General features: G+C 55.7%; 15 protein-coding genes. 7 read left to right on the top strand and 8 right to left on the bottom strand.

What is annotated here, in order from left to right; translation table 11 throughout:
• Window positions 1-102: 102 nt before the first annotated feature.
• The 4 genes from xdhC to guaD are packed head-to-tail and all read right to left on the bottom strand — an operon-like array spanning window position 103 to window position 6,151.
• Complete coding sequence (gene xdhC / locus ACL2XM_RS09270; RefSeq protein WP_413722870.1) at window positions 103-894, bottom strand: xanthine dehydrogenase accessory protein XdhC; 792 nt, start codon at window positions 892-894, stop codon at window positions 103-105.
• Window positions 887-3,355: a xanthine dehydrogenase molybdopterin binding subunit gene (xdhB, locus tag ACL2XM_RS09265; protein WP_413722871.1), complete on the bottom strand. Its 2,469-nt coding sequence runs from the start codon at window positions 3,353-3,355 to the stop codon at window positions 887-889. The genes xdhC and xdhB overlap by 8 nt, the downstream gene beginning before the upstream one ends.
• A complete protein-coding gene (xdhA, locus tag ACL2XM_RS09260; RefSeq protein ID WP_413732767.1) occupies window positions 3,348-4,820 on the bottom strand; it encodes a xanthine dehydrogenase small subunit in 1,473 nt (490 codons plus the stop codon). The genes xdhB and xdhA overlap by 8 nt, the downstream gene beginning before the upstream one ends.
• Window positions 4,817-6,151: a guanine deaminase gene (gene guaD, locus ACL2XM_RS09255; protein WP_410015075.1), complete on the bottom strand. Its 1,335-nt coding sequence runs from the start codon at window positions 6,149-6,151 to the stop codon at window positions 4,817-4,819. The genes xdhA and guaD overlap by 4 nt, the downstream gene beginning before the upstream one ends.
• A gap of 508 nt (window positions 6,152-6,659) precedes the next feature.
• Here guaD and ACL2XM_RS09250 point away from each other — a divergent pair.
• From ACL2XM_RS09250 to ACL2XM_RS09235, 4 genes are all read left to right on the top strand, one after another.
• Window positions 6,660-7,718, top strand: coding sequence for an aldo/keto reductase (locus tag ACL2XM_RS09250; RefSeq protein ID WP_410015074.1), 1,059 nt, complete (start codon window positions 6,660-6,662; stop codon window positions 7,716-7,718).
• Window positions 7,719-7,778: 60 nt separating this feature from the next.
• Window positions 7,779-8,528 carry a bifunctional NADP-dependent 3-hydroxy acid dehydrogenase/3-hydroxypropionate dehydrogenase YdfG gene (gene ydfG, locus ACL2XM_RS09245; RefSeq protein ID WP_410015073.1) on the top strand — a complete coding sequence of 250 codons (750 nt, stop codon included), beginning with the start codon at window positions 7,779-7,781 and terminating at the stop codon, window positions 8,526-8,528.
• A 244-nt stretch (window positions 8,529-8,772) separates the two neighbouring features.
• Window positions 8,773-10,359, top strand: coding sequence for a M12 family metallo-peptidase (locus ACL2XM_RS09240; RefSeq protein WP_413722873.1), 1,587 nt, complete (start codon window positions 8,773-8,775; stop codon window positions 10,357-10,359).
• A gap of 13 nt (window positions 10,360-10,372) precedes the next feature.
• Window positions 10,373-10,984: a hypothetical protein gene (locus ACL2XM_RS09235; protein WP_413722874.1), complete on the top strand. Its 612-nt coding sequence runs from the start codon at window positions 10,373-10,375 to the stop codon at window positions 10,982-10,984.
• Here the strand turns inward: ACL2XM_RS09235 and ACL2XM_RS09230 are convergent, their stop codons facing one another.
• On the bottom strand, window positions 10,985-11,314 hold the full coding sequence (locus tag ACL2XM_RS09230) for a YnfA family protein (protein ID WP_410015070.1): 330 nt from the start codon (window positions 11,312-11,314) through the stop codon (window positions 10,985-10,987). It lies immediately after the preceding gene.
• 134 nt (window positions 11,315-11,448) lie between these two features.
• Between ACL2XM_RS09230 and ACL2XM_RS09225 the strand changes: the two genes are divergently transcribed.
• Together ACL2XM_RS09225 and ACL2XM_RS09220 are read left to right on the top strand one after the other, a co-directional pair.
• Window positions 11,449-11,796 carry a DUF1283 family protein gene (locus ACL2XM_RS09225; RefSeq protein ID WP_413722875.1) on the top strand — a complete coding sequence of 116 codons (348 nt, stop codon included), beginning with the start codon at window positions 11,449-11,451 and terminating at the stop codon, window positions 11,794-11,796.
• A gap of 76 nt (window positions 11,797-11,872) precedes the next feature.
• On the top strand, window positions 11,873-12,208 hold the full coding sequence (locus ACL2XM_RS09220) for a DUF1161 domain-containing protein (protein ID WP_413722876.1): 336 nt from the start codon (window positions 11,873-11,875) through the stop codon (window positions 12,206-12,208).
• A 38-nt stretch (window positions 12,209-12,246) separates the two neighbouring features.
• Here ACL2XM_RS09220 and bioD read toward each other — a convergent pair whose 3' ends face one another.
• The 3 genes from bioD to ACL2XM_RS09205 form a co-directional block, all read right to left on the bottom strand.
• Entirely contained in the window at window positions 12,247-12,942 is a 696-nt protein-coding gene (gene bioD / locus ACL2XM_RS09215; RefSeq protein ID WP_410015067.1) for a dethiobiotin synthase, read from the bottom strand.
• A 115-nt stretch (window positions 12,943-13,057) separates the two neighbouring features.
• Complete coding sequence (locus tag ACL2XM_RS09210) at window positions 13,058-14,275, bottom strand: ROK family protein (protein ID WP_410015066.1); 1,218 nt, start codon at window positions 14,273-14,275, stop codon at window positions 13,058-13,060.
• A gap of 125 nt (window positions 14,276-14,400) precedes the next feature.
• On the bottom strand, window positions 14,401-15,294 hold the full coding sequence (locus tag ACL2XM_RS09205; protein WP_413732766.1) for a LysR family transcriptional regulator: 894 nt from the start codon (window positions 15,292-15,294) through the stop codon (window positions 14,401-14,403).
• Between the two features lie 127 nt (window positions 15,295-15,421).
• On the opposite strand from ACL2XM_RS09205, the gene ACL2XM_RS09200 reads away from it, so the two are divergent.
• Window positions 15,422-16,699: an MFS transporter gene (locus ACL2XM_RS09200; RefSeq protein ID WP_410015064.1), complete on the top strand. Its 1,278-nt coding sequence runs from the start codon at window positions 15,422-15,424 to the stop codon at window positions 16,697-16,699.
• Window positions 16,700-16,804: the final 105 nt, after the last annotated feature.

Genomic DNA, 16,804 nt, shown 5'->3' with positions numbered 1-16,804 from the left:
GCGGCGCGCCTTCAGCTCAGGGCCGGCTCGGCCGGCCCTGTTTTGGAGCCGTGCGTACGCTGGCGTGAGAGGACGGCGGGTGCCATCCCGCCGCCTTATATATCATGATATTTCGCCGCTGCTATTTGCCTGCCGGTTATAGCAACCAATCACCTCGCCCGCTATCGACACCGCGATTTCCGCCGGCATTTTTCCTTTCACCGTCTCCAAACCGATGGGACAGCGCAGTTGCGCCAATGCCTCGGCACCCATGCCGCGCTCGCCAAGGCGATAAAGAAAGCGCCGGCGTTTGGTGATAGACCCAATAAGCCCGCAATACCGATGGCCGCCGCGTTTAAGTACCTGCTCAACCAGCATAAAATCAAGCTGATGATCGTGGGTCATCACGATAAAATAGCTGTCGGCCGGCATGGCGTCCAGGGCATCGAGCGGATCGTCGATAATCACCTTGACGCGTTGATCGCATGCCGGTGGAAACTGGTCGGCACGGCTGTCCACCCAACTGATATCACAGGGCAGCTCCGCCAGGATCCTGACCAGCGCCTTGCCTACGTGCCCGGCGCCGAATACCGCGATATGAGGCCGCGCCATAATCACCGGCTCGAATAGCACTGATGTCATGCCGCCGCAGCATTGCCCCAGGCGCGCGCCAAGGGAAAAACGCTCCGTGCGACAGGCCGGGCGAGGCTCGCCCAGCAGTTCCCTGGCTATCCGCGTGCATTGAAATTCCAAATGACCGCCGCCGACCGTGCAAAATTGCCGGCTGCTGGTCACCACCATTTTGGTGCCGCTGTCGCGTGGCGTCGAGCCCTGTTCATCAATAATCGTGACCAATACGGCCGGGGTGCCTTCCGCCTGCAGTTGCGCCAGCGCTGAGATCCAATTATCAGTCATAGGGAGATTCCTTTCCCTGGCGCGCAGGCGTTTGACCGCCGGCCAGCATCGTTTGGGCCGATGCTGCCGGGGCGGGGTTAATAGCACTTTTAGTGACATTGTCACCTAATGTCGGGGCCAGCAGCGCATCCACGGCCGCCAGGACCCGCTCCGGCGTGGCCGGGGCATCGATATCGGGCAGACGGCGATAATCGGCCAGACTGGCCACCGCGTCCCGGATGGCGCACCATACTGAAATGGCCAGCATAAACGGCGGCTCGCCCACCGCTTTGGAATGGAATACCGTCTGCTTGGGATTGGCGCGGTTTTGCAGCAAATGTACGTTCAGCTGCGCCGGGGTATCGCCGATAGTGGGAATTTTATAGGTGGCCGGGCCGTCGGTCAGCAGGCGGCCCCGCGCGTCCCAGATCAGTTCCTCGCTGGTCAGCCAGCCCATACCCTGGATAAATCCCCCCTCCACCTGGCCGATATCGATGGCCGGATTAAGCGAATCGCCTACGTCATGCAGGATATCGGCGCGCAATAACCGGTACTCGCCGGTTAAGGTATCCACCACCACTTCGGAACAGGCCACGCCGTAGGCAAAATAGTAAAATGGCCGGCCGGCGGCTTGCTGGCGATCATAATAAAGGGACGGCGTGGCGTAATAGCCCTGGCTTGCCAGCGATACCTGCTGGAGATGAGCCAGCTCGGCGACTTCGCCCAGGGTAAAGATCCGGCCCGCAACGTCGACCATGCCGTTGCGAAAATTAATTTGCTCCGGTTCGGCGTGATGGACCCGGCATAACATCGTCACCAGGCGCTGTTTCAGCGTTTCGGCGGCGGACTGGGCGGCTTTGCCGTTCAAATCGGCCCCCGAAGACGCGGCGGTGGGCGACGTGTTGGGAATTTTACCGGTATCGGTGGCGGTAATCCTGATCTTCGCGGGATTGACGCCCAGCACCTGCGCCACGACCTGTATGACTTTGGTATGCAGGCCCTGCCCCATTTCCGTGCCGCCGTGATTGAGCTGCAGCGTACCGTCGGTATACATCAGCAGCATGGCCCCCGCCTGGTTAAGAAAACCGGCGGTAAACGAGATACCGAACTTGACCGGCGTCAGCGCCAGCCCGCGTTTTAATATCGGGCTGGCGGCGTTATAGGCGATAATCTCCCGGCGTCGTTGCCGGTAACCGGCGCTGGTTTCCAGGGCGTCGGTGAGTTCGTCGAGCAGATTATCTTCCACCGGCTGTTGGTAATGAGTGATATTGCGCGTTGTTTTGCCGTAATAATTCAGCCGTCGCACCGACAGCGGATCCAGACCGGTCTCGCGGGCGATATGTTCAATAATATGCTCGATGGCCAGCATGCCCTGTGGGCCGCCGAAGCCGCGGAACGCGGTATTGGAAGCGGTATTGGTCCGGCAGCGGTAGCCGGTTATCAGCACATCGGCGAGATAATAGGCGTTGTCGGCATGGAACATGGCGCGGTCGACGATGGAGGGAGATAAATCGGCCGAATAACCGCAGTTGGCCGCCAATTCCAGCTTCAGGCCGAGGAGATGCCCGCGCGCGTTAAAACCCACGTCGTAGCGTACCAGGAACGGGTGGCGTTTGCCTGTCATCAGCATATCGTCGCGGCGGCTCAGACGCATTTTAGCCGGTTTGCCCGTGAGCCGGGCCGCCAGGGCGCATAAGCAGGCGGGACCCGCCGCCTGAGTCTCCTTACCGCCAAAACCGCCGCCCATCCTGCGCATATCGACGGTAATATCCTTCATATCCACGCCCAGCACCGACGCCACCAGTTTCTGTACCTCGGTCGGGTGCTGGGTCGATGAAAAAACCTGCATGGCGCCATCCTCGCCCGGGATCACCGACGCCACCTGGGATTCCAGATAAAAATGCTCTTGCCCGCCCATCCGCAGGCTGCCCTGGAGACGACGCGGCGCGGCGGCCAGCGCCGCGTCCGGGTCGCCGCGCCGATGGCAATGCGGCGCGTCGACATAAAGCGCTTTTTCCAGCGCCTCCTCGATGTCCAGCACCGCCGGCAAAGGCTGGTATTCGATAACAGCCGCCGCCGCCGCGCGCCGGGCTATGACCGGGTCCCGCGCCGCCACCACCAGGATCACCTGGCCGGCATAGTCAACCCGATCTTTGGCCAGCAGCGGATCGCCCGCGACCACCGGGCCGATATCCAGTTCGCCGGGTACATCCCGCCAGGTCATAACCCGCTCGACGCCCGGCATCAGATAACAGGGGGACGTATCAACACGGGTAATCAGCGCGTGGGCATGTTCGCTTAACCGCGGCGCCAGATGCAGCTGGTGTGGCAATTCAGGCCGATCGTCAATATATATCGCATCGCCGCTGACGTGTTTGGCCGCGCTTTCATGGGGCTGCGGCTGGCCTACGCCGCCTGTGGCCGGCTGGCGGTAGCGCTGCTGGCGCTGCGCGGCGGAAAATCGTTTTGCCTGCTCAGACATAATGGTCGACCTCCAGGCGATGACGTGGCAACGAGGCGGACAGATAAAACCGCCGCAGTAAATTTTGCGCCACGCGCAGCCGGTAGGCGCCGCCGGCGCGCAGGTCGCTTAACGGGGTAAAGTCGTCCGCAAGTCGCAGACAGGCGAGCTCGACCGTTTTTCGCTCCCAGGGTTGGCCCAGCAATGCGCCCTCAGCGCCGGTGGCCCGGCGGGGTATCTCCGCCATGCCGCCGTAGGCCAGACGGGCCGAACGGATGACGCCTCCCTCGATTTCGCAGCAAAAGGCGGCAAACACTGCCGATATATCATCTTCACGCCGTTTGGCGACCTTATAAAATTGACATTTATGTGACGCCGTCACTCTTGGTACGATAATGCGTTCGATAAATTCGCCCGCCGCCAGCGCGGTATGGCGGTACGAGAGGAAAAACTGCGCCAGCGGCAACTCCCGGGCGTCGTCGCCGCGGCGTAGTACCAGACGCGCGTCCAGCGCCAGAAGCATCGGCGCCCCATCCCCCACGGGCGAAGCGTTGGCCAGGTTGCCGCCGAGCGTGGCCTGGTTGCGCACCTGCCGCGAGGCGAAGCGCGTCAGCGCGGCGCGAAATTCCGGCAAATGCCGCGCTAAAAACGGTTCGCAGGCGCTGAGCGAGGCGGCGGCGCCGATTTCCAACTGCTTTTCGGTCGCGGATAAAATTTTCAGCTCGGGAATATGGTTGATATCAATCAATAACGGCAGCGTCTCGCGGCGCAAGGTAATCGCCAGCGCCAGATCGGTGCCGCCGGCCAGCAGTCTGGCGTCGGGATGGCGTAGAAAGGTGGCGCCCAGCTGCGCCAGGGTGCGGGGACGCAAGCTGACAGGTCTGGCCGGGACACCGGCACCGTCGACAGGCCCCGATAGCGGCGCGGAGACCGGCTGATCGTCCTGCTGTTGTAGTTGGGCCAACTGCGCCAGCGTCTGGTTTTCCTGATCGGAAAAGCGGTCGTCCACTGCCCGGCAGATCTGCCGGGCAGCGTCCATAATCGGACGGTAGCCGGTGCAGCGGCAGAGATTACCGCCCAGCGCCTGCGTGATGGCGTCATCGGTGTCCCCGGCGGCGGATTTTTGCAGGGCGAACAGCGACATAACAATACCCGGCGTGCAAAAACCGCACTGCGAGGCGTGGTTATCCACCATGGCCTGCTGCACCCCATGCAATTGTCCCTGATGGGATAAATCCTCCACCGTCAGCAATTGCTTACCGTGCAGCGCGCCGATAAGGGTAATGCAGGCGTTGATGCTGTCATAGCGCAATTTGCCCCCGGCGGCCTGTACCAGAACCACAGTGCAGGCGCCGCAGTCGCCGGACGCGCAGCCCTCCTTGGCGCCCATGCGCCCCTGGCGGCGGCGCAGATAGTCTAATACCGAGGTGTTGGCGTCCAGGCCGGTTTCGCTGACCAACGTTTGGTTAAGTAAAAAACGGATCATGCCGCCCCCTGTTTTATCGTATCCGCATCGCGCCGATAAACCGGTTCGCCCTGGATCCAGGTTTGAAAAATAGTGCGGTCGTCGCCGAGTATCATCATCAGGAACAAGCGTTCCCGCAGCGTCTTGCTGTTGGTTTGCCGCAATCGCTGCAACGGCGTCGCCCTCGGGTCGAGCACGACGAAGTCAGCCTCCTTGCCGGGCATGAAATTGCCCAATACCCCGTCCAGGGATAAGGCTTGGGCGGCGCCAAGGGTGGCATGGTACAGGGCTTCGTGGATCGACAGATGGTAGCCCTGCAGCTGGCCGATCTTATAGGCCTCCGCCAGGGTTTGCAGCAGGTTAAAGGTGGTGCCCGCCCCTACATCGGTGCCGATGCCCAGCGGTATGCCCAAATCCCATGTTTTTCGCAGGTTAAACAACCCGCTGCCGAGAAACAGGTTAGACGTGGGACAAAACGCAATGGCGGAATGTGAGTGCGCCAGATCGCGCCATTCCTGCTCTTCCAGATGCAGGCAATGGGCGAATATGCTTTTACGGCCCGCCAGGCCATAATGCCGGTAGACATCAAAATAGCTTGCGCGCTCGGGGAACAGTTCTTTGACCCAGGCGACCTCCCGCGTATTCTCGCTCAGGTGGGTTTGCAGATACAGGTCGGGAAACTCCCGCCGCAGCCGCCCCGCCAGTCTTAGCAGTTCGGGAGACGAGGTCGGCGCAAAACGCGGCGTCAGGGCATAACCCAGCCGTCCTTTATTGTGCCAGCGCCTAATCAGCCCGCGGGTGGCTTCTTCGCTTTGTGCCGGGGTTTCCAGCAGCGCGTCCGGCGCGTGGCGGTCCATCATCACTTTACCGGCGATAAGGCGCATCCGGCGTTCGAAGGCGGCGGCAAACAACGCGTCGACGGACTGGACGTGAACCGTGCCGTAGACCATGGCCGTGGTGGTGCCGTTACGCAACAGCTGGTCCAGAAAAAACGCCGCCATGCCGGCGGAGCGGTCCGGGCAATGGTATTGGCTTTCGGTGGGAAACGTATAATGGTTCAGCCAGTCCAGTAACTGAGCGCCGTCGGCGCCGATCATTTCCGTCTGCGGGTAATGGATATGGGTGTCGATAAAACCCGGCATGATAATATTATCCGCCAGATGTATGATCTCCTGCCGGGGGTGCAACTGGTCTCGTCCCTCGGGCCAGGACTGCAGGGAAATAATGGTTCCGTCCTCGATTAATAACAGGCCGTCCTCGATAAAACGGGCGGATTCTTCCAGTTCTTCCGGAGCCGATACGCCTGCCCTAAAATCAAAAAAACTGCTGCGAATAGCGGTAATATTACTCATGACAGCGGCCTCGGTAATGGCCCTCGGATATTATGCCAAGTATAAGGATGCTGTTCCGTATACCCATGCGCATCGAGGGACGATAAAATGCAATGCGTCGTTACCTAGATACTGGCAATATTTGTGCCAATATCTGCCCAGCGACTTTTTATTGAATATACCTATATATCAATTGGTTAATAATATTTTACCGTCGGGCCGCACGCATATCGACTGATTAAGCCTGCGAACGGTAAAGGCAAACGTTTGCTTCAAATGACAACCGTTTGCTTATACTCTGTACGGCTGGATAATCATCATTTCTTCAGCTTCGGACCGGGGTAATAAATAATAAATCGTCCATAAATGTTAACAGAAAGCACAATCGCAATACTTATGCACCAGAATGTGGCAACGCTGCCAGACAACAGACTGTTGATGGCAAGGACATTAGTCTATGCTCTAGGTCTGTAGGCTCGATTGCGGGCGCTTGATATATCCGACATGTACTACTGCGAGGAGAATTCTTATGGAATATCGTCTATTGGGCCGTTCCGGCTTGAAAGTATCGGTATTGAGTCTCGGCACAATGACCTTCGGCGGCAAAGGGAAATTTGCCAAAGTGGGCGATACCGGCGTGGCGGAAGCGCGCCGCCAGTTGGCCCTTTGTATCGACGCCGGCATCAACCTGTTTGATACCGCCGATGTGTATTCCCAGGGGGTTTCGGAAGAAATTTTGGGCGAAGTGCTGAAGGAAAAGCGCGACAGCGTCCTGATTGCTTCCAAAGCCCGTTTCCCCATGGGCAATGGACCCAACGATCGCGGGTCATCGCGTCACCACCTGATCCGCGCCTGTGAAGCCAGTTTAAAACGGTTAAATACTGACCATATCGATTTATATCAGCTGCATGAATGGGACGGCCAGACCCCGCTGGAAGAAACCTTATATGCCCTGGAACACCTGGTGAGCAGCGGTAAGGTGCGCTACGTGGGGATTTCCAATTTCTCGGGATGGCATATCATGAAAACACTGGGCGTTTGCGAACGACTCAACCTTATCCGCCCGGTAAGCCAGCAAATCCATTACTCCCTGCAAAGTCGCGAGGCTGAGTATGAATTGTTGCCGATCACCCAGGATCAAGGATTAGGCGTGTTGGTCTGGAGTCCGCTGGCCGGGGGACTGCTATCCGGAAAATATCGCCGGGACCGCCAGCCCGAAGGCAGCACCCGCCATCTTGAAGAGTGGAATGAACCGCCTATCTATAATCAAGATGCCTTATATAACATCATCGACGTCCTGGTTGAAATCGCCGAAGAGAGGAACGTCTCCGCCGCCCAGGTGGCCCTGGCCTGGCTTATCAGCCGCCCCGCCGTCACCTCCGTTATTATCGGCGCGCGTACCGAGGAACAGTTAAAGGATAACCTGCGCGCGGCGGATCTGGTCCTGAACGCCAATGAGATTTCCCGCCTGTCCGACGTCAGCCGCCCGCCGCTGATTTATCCCTACTGGCACCAGGCGCAGACCGCCTCCGACCGGCTGTCTCCGGCCGACCTTTCGCTTATTGCGCCTTACCTGCGCAAACCCTGAGGCGCAGGCTCAGGCTAATTGATAATGCTGTCATTATTCAGAAATAAAAGGACCCGCTGCATGATTATCTTTATTACCGGCGCCACCGCCGGATTCGGCGAAACCATCGCCCGTAAATTCCTCAAGCAGGGACATAAGGTGATTGCCACCGGTCGCCGCCAGGAACGACTTGATCAATTGCAAGCCGAACTGGGCGATAACCTTTATCCCCTGCGCCTGGACGTGCGCGATCGTGAAGGCATTACCCGCGCCGTTGCCTCCCTGCCCCCGGCCTGGCGCGAAGTGGATGTGCTGGTCAACAACGCCGGCCTGGCATTGGGCATGGAACCGGCGCATAAAGCCAATCTTGATGATTGGGAAACCATGATCGATACCAACAATAAGGGATTGGTTTATATGACCCGCGCCCTGTTGCCCGGCATGGTGGAGCGGCGGCGCGGCCATGTGGTTAATCTCGGCTCGACCGCCGGCCGCTGGCCTTATGCGGGCGGCAACGTCTACGGCGCCACCAAGGCTTTTACCCGGCAGTTCAGCCTTAACCTGCGTACCGATCTGGTGGGTACCAAGGTGCGCGTGACGGATATCGAGCCGGGCCTGGTGGGCGGCACCGAATTTTCGGCGGTGCGTTTTAAGGGCGACGACAGTAAGGTGGAAAATACCTATAAAAACGCCGATCCGCTGATGCCCGAAGATATAGCCGAAGCGATCTATTGGGTCACCACCCTGCCGGCCCATGTGAATATCAATGTGCTGGAAATGATGCCGGTAAACCAGTCGTTCGGCGGGCTTAGCGTCCATCGCGACGAGTAATCTCCCCCTGCCCGCGGGTGGTCAGCCTCTGCCCGCGGCGCAATTCCCCGGTAAAATCCTATTATTCCGCTAACCCTTTCTACGCCAAGCCAGGATATTTTTTTTGAAACGGAATAACAGAATTTGGCATTTGTATTTAACATAACAGTTCCTGGATTTTTGTTAAGAATTTATATTATTTTTATTTTTTTTATGATAAACCTCTAGCGAAACATACTAAATCTATTTTCTAGAGAAATCCACCATGAAATTTTATAATAACTATTTTTATTCTCTAAACGCTATAATTAAAGTTATGAGCTTAATAAAAAATAACATCTATTATTTATTGTTTTTTTTATTAGCGTTTCCATTTTTTTCATCGGCAATAACCTTATCGCCAAACCAAGTACCCAATGGACAACTGCCTTCGGGATTCAGGAATATAAATTTCCATACCGCAAATGGAAATTGGGCGGCAGAAATACATTTGCCACAACAGCCTTTAAACGATGATCGCGTATCAATTCTATCCCGCGCAACGCTGCAATCACGTATTATGCCGCAGAGACAGCTTTTCGCCAGCACAACGACATTACTGACAAATGATAATTATATTTTCATATTCCGGACCGATCTTAACCGCTGGGTTATCACCAGTTCCCCGCCGAGGGATATATCGGTACAAACGATAATCAATAATGGTCACACCATACCCCGACCTACTTCCCCTCTAACGAGGGTTAATTTCAATACTAATACAGTTTTGCCTTTGATTAGGTTGCCGCTAAGCGCCAACAATCGTGATTTGATCAGAGTTCATAATGGTTCCACCCCCAGGCTGGGCATCGACAATGTCAACTTGAATTTCAATGCCCCGGTGTATGCATCGACCGGGCAGCAATATGCTTTCCGTTATATAGCTGAAAACCCGTCCGGACGTCGCTGGCAAATTGTTACCGATCCCCTGCCGACGTTGCAGGCCTCAAGCCTGACGAACGGCGTGATACCAGCGTTACAGTCGCCTCGTGCAAGGATCCAGGTCAGCAATGACAATTATCAACAAAGGCTAACTTTACCCAACAATCAGGCACCGGGGTATCGTTTGATCGTTGAAACCCGCGCAGCGTTATCTTTCAATGTTATCGCTGGCAATCGGTCTTTTCCCATATACGATGGCGAGACGGTTTCTTTTGTTACTGACAATAATCGGCAATGGCAGCGAGAAACAGTAACCATTGACATGTTGATTATTTATAGCCAAACCGCGGTAGCGCGTATCGGTGCCGCCGCAGTGCGGACCCGGAATATTGAATCATTTAACCTTATCAATGAGGCATTGGAAAACTCTGGCGCTAACTTTCGAGTGCGCCTGGTCGGCATGCGGCAATTCAATGAACCAGCCAACTGGAATAATGCCGACGCCATATTAAGTTCTTTGAATGTCAACACGCAAATACAATCCTGGCGCCGGGAGTTAAGGGCGGATGCGGTATATTATACTAGCATATGGGGGCCGCAATGCGGCTTAGCCTTTTTAAATGGCCAAGCGCACAGGGACGCGATGTTTGGCTATGAGAATTTACTGTCATCTTGCAATCGCCTTACTATTATGAGACATGAGTTCGGGCACAATATGGGAGTATTTCATGGAGGAGTAACTAATGCTACCCCACCTTTCGCCGTGGGAAATTCTTTGGCAAGAACCATAATGGGTGGAAATGCCATCCCATTTTTTTCGACACCGCTACGATTTACCGATGATTTAGGACTGCCATTGGGAACGCCAAATCTGATAGATGCGGTCAGGACTATGAATAATTTATCTCAGCGTGTATCTAATTTTTATTGAATAAGGTTATATTATGAAAATTATATTATCATTCCTGGGCGCGTTATTTTTTTCGATTATATTAAGCATCGACATTTTACCTTCTGCTTCCGCCCTGGATAAAGCCGGGACGACAGTAGCGGCAAAAATAGCGCCTGGAGTTGCAGTGGACTCCGGCGTTACAACGCTTAACACTCCGCCTTCACTTTTAGTCAGGGAGTTTGCCGGCGACAGGCGGCGGCTCCAATCCCTCGATCTGGCGATGGATCCAGCGATGCTGGCTAAAGGGCGTTATGTTTATTTTGATCTTCCGGCAGCCCGCAGTTTAAAAGTGGGTGATACTTTCAACATTGTGTTGGCCACGCACGGCCATCCATACCTGGCTACAGTTCGCAATGCAGCGCGGCAGGAAGGTATTGTCATACTAAGCGGCGAGCTCGCGGGTAATGAACAAGAGTTGCCTGGTGAGTTTAGCTTAAGCGTAGACCCGGACGGCGGCTATGCTGCCGGGAATTTTTCCACGCCTGCGACCAACTTTTCACTTCAGGCCCGTCATGATATTGCCTGGATTATCGACAATAATGCGATTGATCATCGTGAGGGCATCTGTTTTACGCGGTCGAAAAGCGAGTTGTACTGCGAATGATCACGGATTTCTGGACCATCCGGACAGCATAATCATCACTCCGGCGCAGATCACCGCTGCGCCCAGCCAGTCCTGCGGCGATAATTTTACGCCGTCGATGAACCGAAGCCATAGCAGCGCGGTCAATATATATATCCCGCCGTAGGAGGCATACACGCGCCCGCTGGCGGCGGGATGCAGCATTAACAGCGCGACAAAAGCGATAAGGCTTGCCGCCGCCGGTATCAGCAGCACTATGCCGCCCTGTTGTTTAACCCACAGATAAGGCAGGTAGCACCCCAGAATTTCCGCCACGGCGGTGGCCATAAACAGCAACATTGTCTTGAACATACCGGAGGCTGTTCCTTCATTTTCGTTAACGATGACGAATGGTTTTTAACCATAAGGCAATGTTATTATGCCTGCGCGCGCAATGTTGATTTTACCTGCGTTATTATCCACGTAAAGATTAAAAGGAAGACGTTATGAAAACCACCTCTTATTCACGACTGCTCGGCGGGATGCTCGCGGTCGCTTTGATGGCCTTCTCCGCCGCCGGTGCCGCCGCCACCAACACGCAACGTCTGATCATCGATTCCGGTGATAACGCCCAATCCCGCGAAGAGGCGCGCCAAAGCCAGGAGCAGTGGAACGCCACCCATAATCTGCGCAACAAGCAGATTACGCGCGATGAAAAGGACTTTGATAAATATGACAAAACCATTGATTTAAAGGAAAAATGCAATAGCAGTGAGAACGTAAACGCCTACTGGGAGGACACTACGGCCCGCTGTCTTGATCGCCGTACCGGCCGTACGTTAATGGCTCCCTGATAGGCGGTTATTATCCGTTTCCGGCAGCGCTGCTATCATTGTAACGGGTACTTCATTCTCTGATAAGGACGGTAATATGAGCAATCAAGGCAAGATGAAGGGGCTAAGCCATCAACTGAGCGGAAAAACAGGGAAACGCTTTTTTATCCTGGGCGCGGCGGTTGCCATGATGCTGCCGCTGGCGGCGCAGGCGTCGTGTGAAAGTGTCAAAGCGGATATCACCCAAAAAATCATCGCCAACGGGGTGCCGGAATCCGGCTTCCGCCTGGATATCGTGCCGAACGATAGCGCCGACCAGGCGGGCGGCCAGGTGGTCGGCCACTGTGAAAACGATACGCAGAAGATTGTCTATATCCGATCGGCCGAAGGCGCCGACAGCGCCGCGGCCGCAAGCGACGCGCCAAGCCCGTAAAACAACCGGGGCGGGAGATTTACCCTTCCGCCCGGGAATCACATCTGCTGCGCGGTAATAACCTCCGGTAGCGTTATATTGCTCAAATCTATATATCCCGAAAGATCGCGCTGCTCCGGCCTGGGTAAATAAGGCAATTCACCCAGCTGCGGTGCCGGGATTTTATTACGCAAGATATCCATTATTTCCGCATAATGCGCCAGCCCGGGATTAATGCGATTAGCAACCCACCCTAATAAGGGCAAGCCATCGTTAATAATGGCTTGCGCGGTTAATAACGCATGGTTAATACAGCCAAGCTTGATGCCGATAACCAGGACTACCGGCAATTGTTCCTGCACCACCCAATCGGAATACGGCCGATAGTCGCTCATGATGGTACGCCAGCCGCCGCTGCCCTCCACCACCACCATGTCGGCCAGGCCGGACAGATGCTTCAGTCCCCGGGACATCAAGCCGTAATCGATGTCATCGCCGGAATAGGCGCTGATTTCCTCCTCGCGCAGGGTGATGGGATTGATCTGCTCATAAGGAAGCTGCAGCGTGGAGGAAGCGCATAACACCAGGGCATCTTTATTGCGCAGCCCTTCCGCCGTTTCCTGGCTGCCCCGGGCGATAGGCTTGTACCCGGTAACGCTGAGCCGGCGCGCCGCCAGATATTGCAAAATGGCGCGCGAGACAATGGTCTTGCCGACAGCGGTATCCGTACCGGCTACAAAAATACGTTTTAACATGACGACTCCAGCCTGGCGTTAATCCATTGGACATGTTTGGATAAGGTGGTTGATTAACGTAAAATGTAACCGATATAGCCTTGCCACGGCTTGCGTTAGCTCAATATTTATAGCCTTACCCCTGGACCAGCTTCAATAACAATGAGCCGTCGTACAGCGCATCCTTAACCAGCGCGGCGCCCGGCATGGTGCCTTGGTTTTTAAATCGCGTCGCCTGCACGGTGATGTCCTTACTGTAATCAGGCAGCGACTGTTGACGTATATTGGAGAGAATTACCGGGAATAAAATATCCGATGCCTCATTTAATGGCGAGCCGACCAGGATTTTTTCCGGATTGAATAAATTGACCATGATGGCCAGTATGCGTCCCACGCTGTTACCAATGCCGACGATGATGTCCCGCGCCAGGGTATCGCCCGCCATGGCCGCCTGGCACAGCGATTCAACGCTTATCGCGGCGTCATTCATGATGGAATGGCTGTTCAGCGCCAGGCGTTGGCGCGTCAGTTCCAGTATGCTTTCAATCCCCGCCACCGTTTCCAGGCAGCCGCGGTTACCGCAATAGCAACGTTTGCCATACGGCTCCACCTGGGTATGCCCAATCTCCACCAAGCTGCGGCTGCCGCCGTGCAATAGCGTGCCGCCGGTGATCACGCCGGCGCCCACATTATGATCGATAACGATCTGGATAACGTCATTGCATCCGCGCGCCGCGCCGTAAAGCGCTTCCGCCATGGTCCAGGCGCAGATATCGTGCTGCAGGTAGGCCGGCACGCCGATATGTTCGCTCAGCGCCGGTCCCAGCGCCATGTTGTTGACGTCATACCACGGCATACGGTGCACCATACCCGCCGCGGCGTCGATAATGCCCGGCAGCGTCACCGCCACCGCGGTAAGACGTTCCAACTGATGCTGATGACGGATAAAAAACTGATCGATGGTTTGGATCAGGCGAACCAACAGCGGTTCCGGCGCCGTGGCCGGCAGCGGCACGGTATCTTCGACAATCAGCTTGCTGCTGAGCTCGCGCAGCGCCAGGGTCATGGTGCCGTGCCCGATGCGTACCGAAAGAAAATGCCAGGCCTGGGTATCAACCACCAGTCCGATGGCCGGCCGGCCGCGCAGGCCATTTTCCTGATACTCGGTTTCGGTGACCAAATGAGCCTCGACCAGTTCGCGCACGATTTTAGTGATGCTGGCGGGTGCGAGTCTGGCGAGTTTTGACAAGGCGATACGCGAAATAGGGCCGAATGAATCAATCAGGCGATACACGACTCCCGCGTTAGTCTGCTTGATTTGATCGATATGTCCTGGTTGACCATGGCCAATCACTCACCTTGCTCCTGATATTTTCACGCTATAAAATAATATATTGGGGCTATGGTGGGACTTTTAAAATTAGCCGTCAAATATTTGATTAGTTATGTGATTTACCGCACACAACAACCATACTAGCATTATTGCTTTAACATTAAATTGATCAGCATCCGGGCGGCGGCAGAAAGCTCCTTTTGTCGAAGGGTCACCAGCCATACCTCGGTTTTTGCCTGTGGTTCCGCCAGTGACAGATAGCGCACGCTATCGACTTTGATACGCGCAAAGGACGCCGGCAGGATAGAGACGCCCAGCCCCGCGGAAACCAGGCCGATAATCGTCATTGCCTCGCCGACTTCCTGGGTAATGTAAGGCGTAATGCCGAACCCTTTTAATAACAGCAACGTTTCGTCATACAGCGCCGTACCCACCTTGCGATCAAAGAAAACAAAGGGTTCCCTGGCCAGCTGCAGCACGCTGATCCGGCCGCCGGCGGCGCCTGCTAATGGATGATCCTGATGCACTACCGCCACCAGGGATTCCCGCAGCAGCAATTGATAACCCAATGCCTCCGGCAATGGCGTATTGCGCATGACCCCCATATCGAACTTACCGTTCATCAGGGGCTCGATCTGTTGCTTCGTATTGGTTTCGACCATCTGGATATGCACGGCGGGATGCTGTTGGCGAAAAGCCAGCAGACTTGCCGAGATACGTTGATTAAACGGCGTTGACGACGTGAAGCCGATAGTGATTTCGCCGGATTCGCCGCGATGGATCCTGGCGGCCCGCTCCGCCGCCTGGTTAACCTGTTCAATAATCGACCAGGCCTGTTCCAGAAATTGTTTTCCCGCGGGCGTCAGCCTGACGTTGCGGTTATTGCGTTCCAGCAATCTGGCGCCGATCTGTTGCTCAAGGATTTGGATTTGCTGGCTAAGCGGAGGCTGAGAAATATGAAGTTTCTCCGCCGCTCTGCCAAAATGGAGCGTTTCCGCCACGGCGATAAAATAACGCAAATGACGCAATTCGATATTCATACTTTAAACATATTAAATGAGAGTATTAATATATTAGACAACAAATTGCTTTGTTCCTATCATTTTCAAATTATTACCGCAGACAGATCCCCGTCTGTGGATTTTTTCGCTTTCCCGAGGAGTTATTGTGAACACCCTATCGCGTACCGGCGCGCCCGCCCGTGAGACGCCCGCAGTTAAAGCACCCGACTACTTCGTCCCCGTCAAGCAACCTTTTATCAAACGTGGCACCCCGCAGTTTATCCGCGTCACCCTGGCCTTGTTTTCCGCCGGATTGGCGACCTTTGCCCTGCTCTACTGCGTCCAGCCGATACTGCCGGTATTATCGCATGATTTCGGCGTATCGCCGGCGACCAGCAGCCTATCCCTTTCGGCCGCCACCGGCCTGATGGCCGTAGGACTGCTGTTTACCGGTCCGCTGTCCGATGCCGTGGGGCGCAAGGCGGTGATGGTGGTGTCATTGCTGCTGGCGGCGTCATTTACCCTCGTCAGCGCATTTATGACCGACTGGCAGGGTATTTTGATCGTCCGCGCGCTGGTCGGCCTGTCGTTAAGCGGAGTAGCCGCCGTGGCGATGACCTATCTCAGCGAGGAAATCCACCCGAGCGTGGTGGCGTTTTCCATGGGGCTTTATATCAGCGGCAATTCGATTGGCGGTATGAGCGGCAGGCTGATAAGCGGGGTGCTGACGGATTTTTTTAACTGGCGTATCGCCGTCGGCGCCATCGGCGTGGTGGCGTTAGGCGCGGCGCTGATGTTCTGGCGCATCTTGCCCGCGTCGCGCCACTTCCGCGCCGGGTCGCTCAAACCGCGGACGCTGGCGATAAATTTCCGCCTGCATTTCCGCGATGCCGGTCTGCCGTTGCTGTTTATCGAAGGTTTTTTACTGATGGGGTCGTTTATTACCCTGTTTAACTATATTGGTTATCGTCTGCTCGCCGGACCCTGGTACTTAAGCCAGGCCACGGTCGGCTTGCTGTCTGTCGTGTACCTGACAGGCACCTTTAGCTCGCCCAAGGCCGGCAGCCTGGCCGGGCGCTATGGCCGCGGACCGGTGCTGATGGTCTCGATGACGATTATGCTGGCCGGGCTTTTGCTGACCTGGTTCTCGTCACTGATAGCCATCCTGGGTGGTATGATGCTGTTTACCGCCGGTTTTTTCGCCTCGCACTCCACCGCCAGCGCCTGGATTGGCCGCCGCGCCCGGCGCGCCAAAGGCCAGGCGTCTTCGCTTTATCTGTTCTGCTATTATGTCGGGTCAAGCGTTGCCGGCACCGTCGGCGGCTTTTTCTGGCATGGATTCGCCTGGAGCGGCGTAGTGGTATTTATCGCCGTTATGCTGCTGCTGGGGATATATGTGGCCCAGCGCTTGCGCATGTTGCCTGAACTGCGCGCCCTCTCATAGCCGATGAGCCAAAACAACGCCTGCGATAATACCCAGGACGCGACGTTTCTGCTGTTAAGCGAAAACAACGGCATTGGTGAAGTGGCGACTAAGAGCTATACTTTA

The sequence above is a fragment of the Sodalis sp. RH20 genome (assembly GCF_047324205.1).
In the GTDB taxonomy this organism is placed as follows: domain Bacteria; phylum Pseudomonadota; class Gammaproteobacteria; order Enterobacterales; family Enterobacteriaceae; genus Acerihabitans.
Note: the sequence above shows the minus strand (reverse complement) of the source record. Positions and strands in the feature narration are given on the sequence as shown.

Coding starts and splice junctions, on each gene's coding strand:
- xdhC (WP_413722870.1), bottom strand. CDS start 894: ATGACTGATAATTGGATCTCAGCGCTGGCGCAACTGCAGGCGGAAGGC.
- xdhB (WP_413722871.1), bottom strand. CDS start 3,355: ATGTCTGAGCAGGCAAAACGATTTTCCGCCGCGCAGCGCCAGCAGCGC.
- xdhA (WP_413732767.1), bottom strand. CDS start 4,820: ATGATCCGTTTTTTACTTAACCAAACGTTGGTCAGCGAAACCGGCCTG.
- guaD (WP_410015075.1), bottom strand. CDS start 6,151: ATGAGTAATATTACCGCTATTCGCAGCAGTTTTTTTGATTTTAGGGCA.
- ACL2XM_RS09250 (WP_410015074.1), top strand. CDS start 6,660: ATGGAATATCGTCTATTGGGCCGTTCCGGCTTGAAAGTATCGGTATTG.
- ydfG (WP_410015073.1), top strand. CDS start 7,779: ATGATTATCTTTATTACCGGCGCCACCGCCGGATTCGGCGAAACCATC.
- ACL2XM_RS09240 (WP_413722873.1), top strand. CDS start 8,773: ATGAAATTTTATAATAACTATTTTTATTCTCTAAACGCTATAATTAAA.
- ACL2XM_RS09235 (WP_413722874.1), top strand. CDS start 10,373: ATGAAAATTATATTATCATTCCTGGGCGCGTTATTTTTTTCGATTATA.
- ACL2XM_RS09230 (WP_410015070.1), bottom strand. CDS start 11,314: ATGTTCAAGACAATGTTGCTGTTTATGGCCACCGCCGTGGCGGAAATT.
- ACL2XM_RS09225 (WP_413722875.1), top strand. CDS start 11,449: ATGAAAACCACCTCTTATTCACGACTGCTCGGCGGGATGCTCGCGGTC.
- ACL2XM_RS09220 (WP_413722876.1), top strand. CDS start 11,873: ATGAGCAATCAAGGCAAGATGAAGGGGCTAAGCCATCAACTGAGCGGA.
- bioD (WP_410015067.1), bottom strand. CDS start 12,942: ATGTTAAAACGTATTTTTGTAGCCGGTACGGATACCGCTGTCGGCAAG.
- ACL2XM_RS09205 (WP_413732766.1), bottom strand. CDS start 15,294: ATGAATATCGAATTGCGTCATTTGCGTTATTTTATCGCCGTGGCGGAA.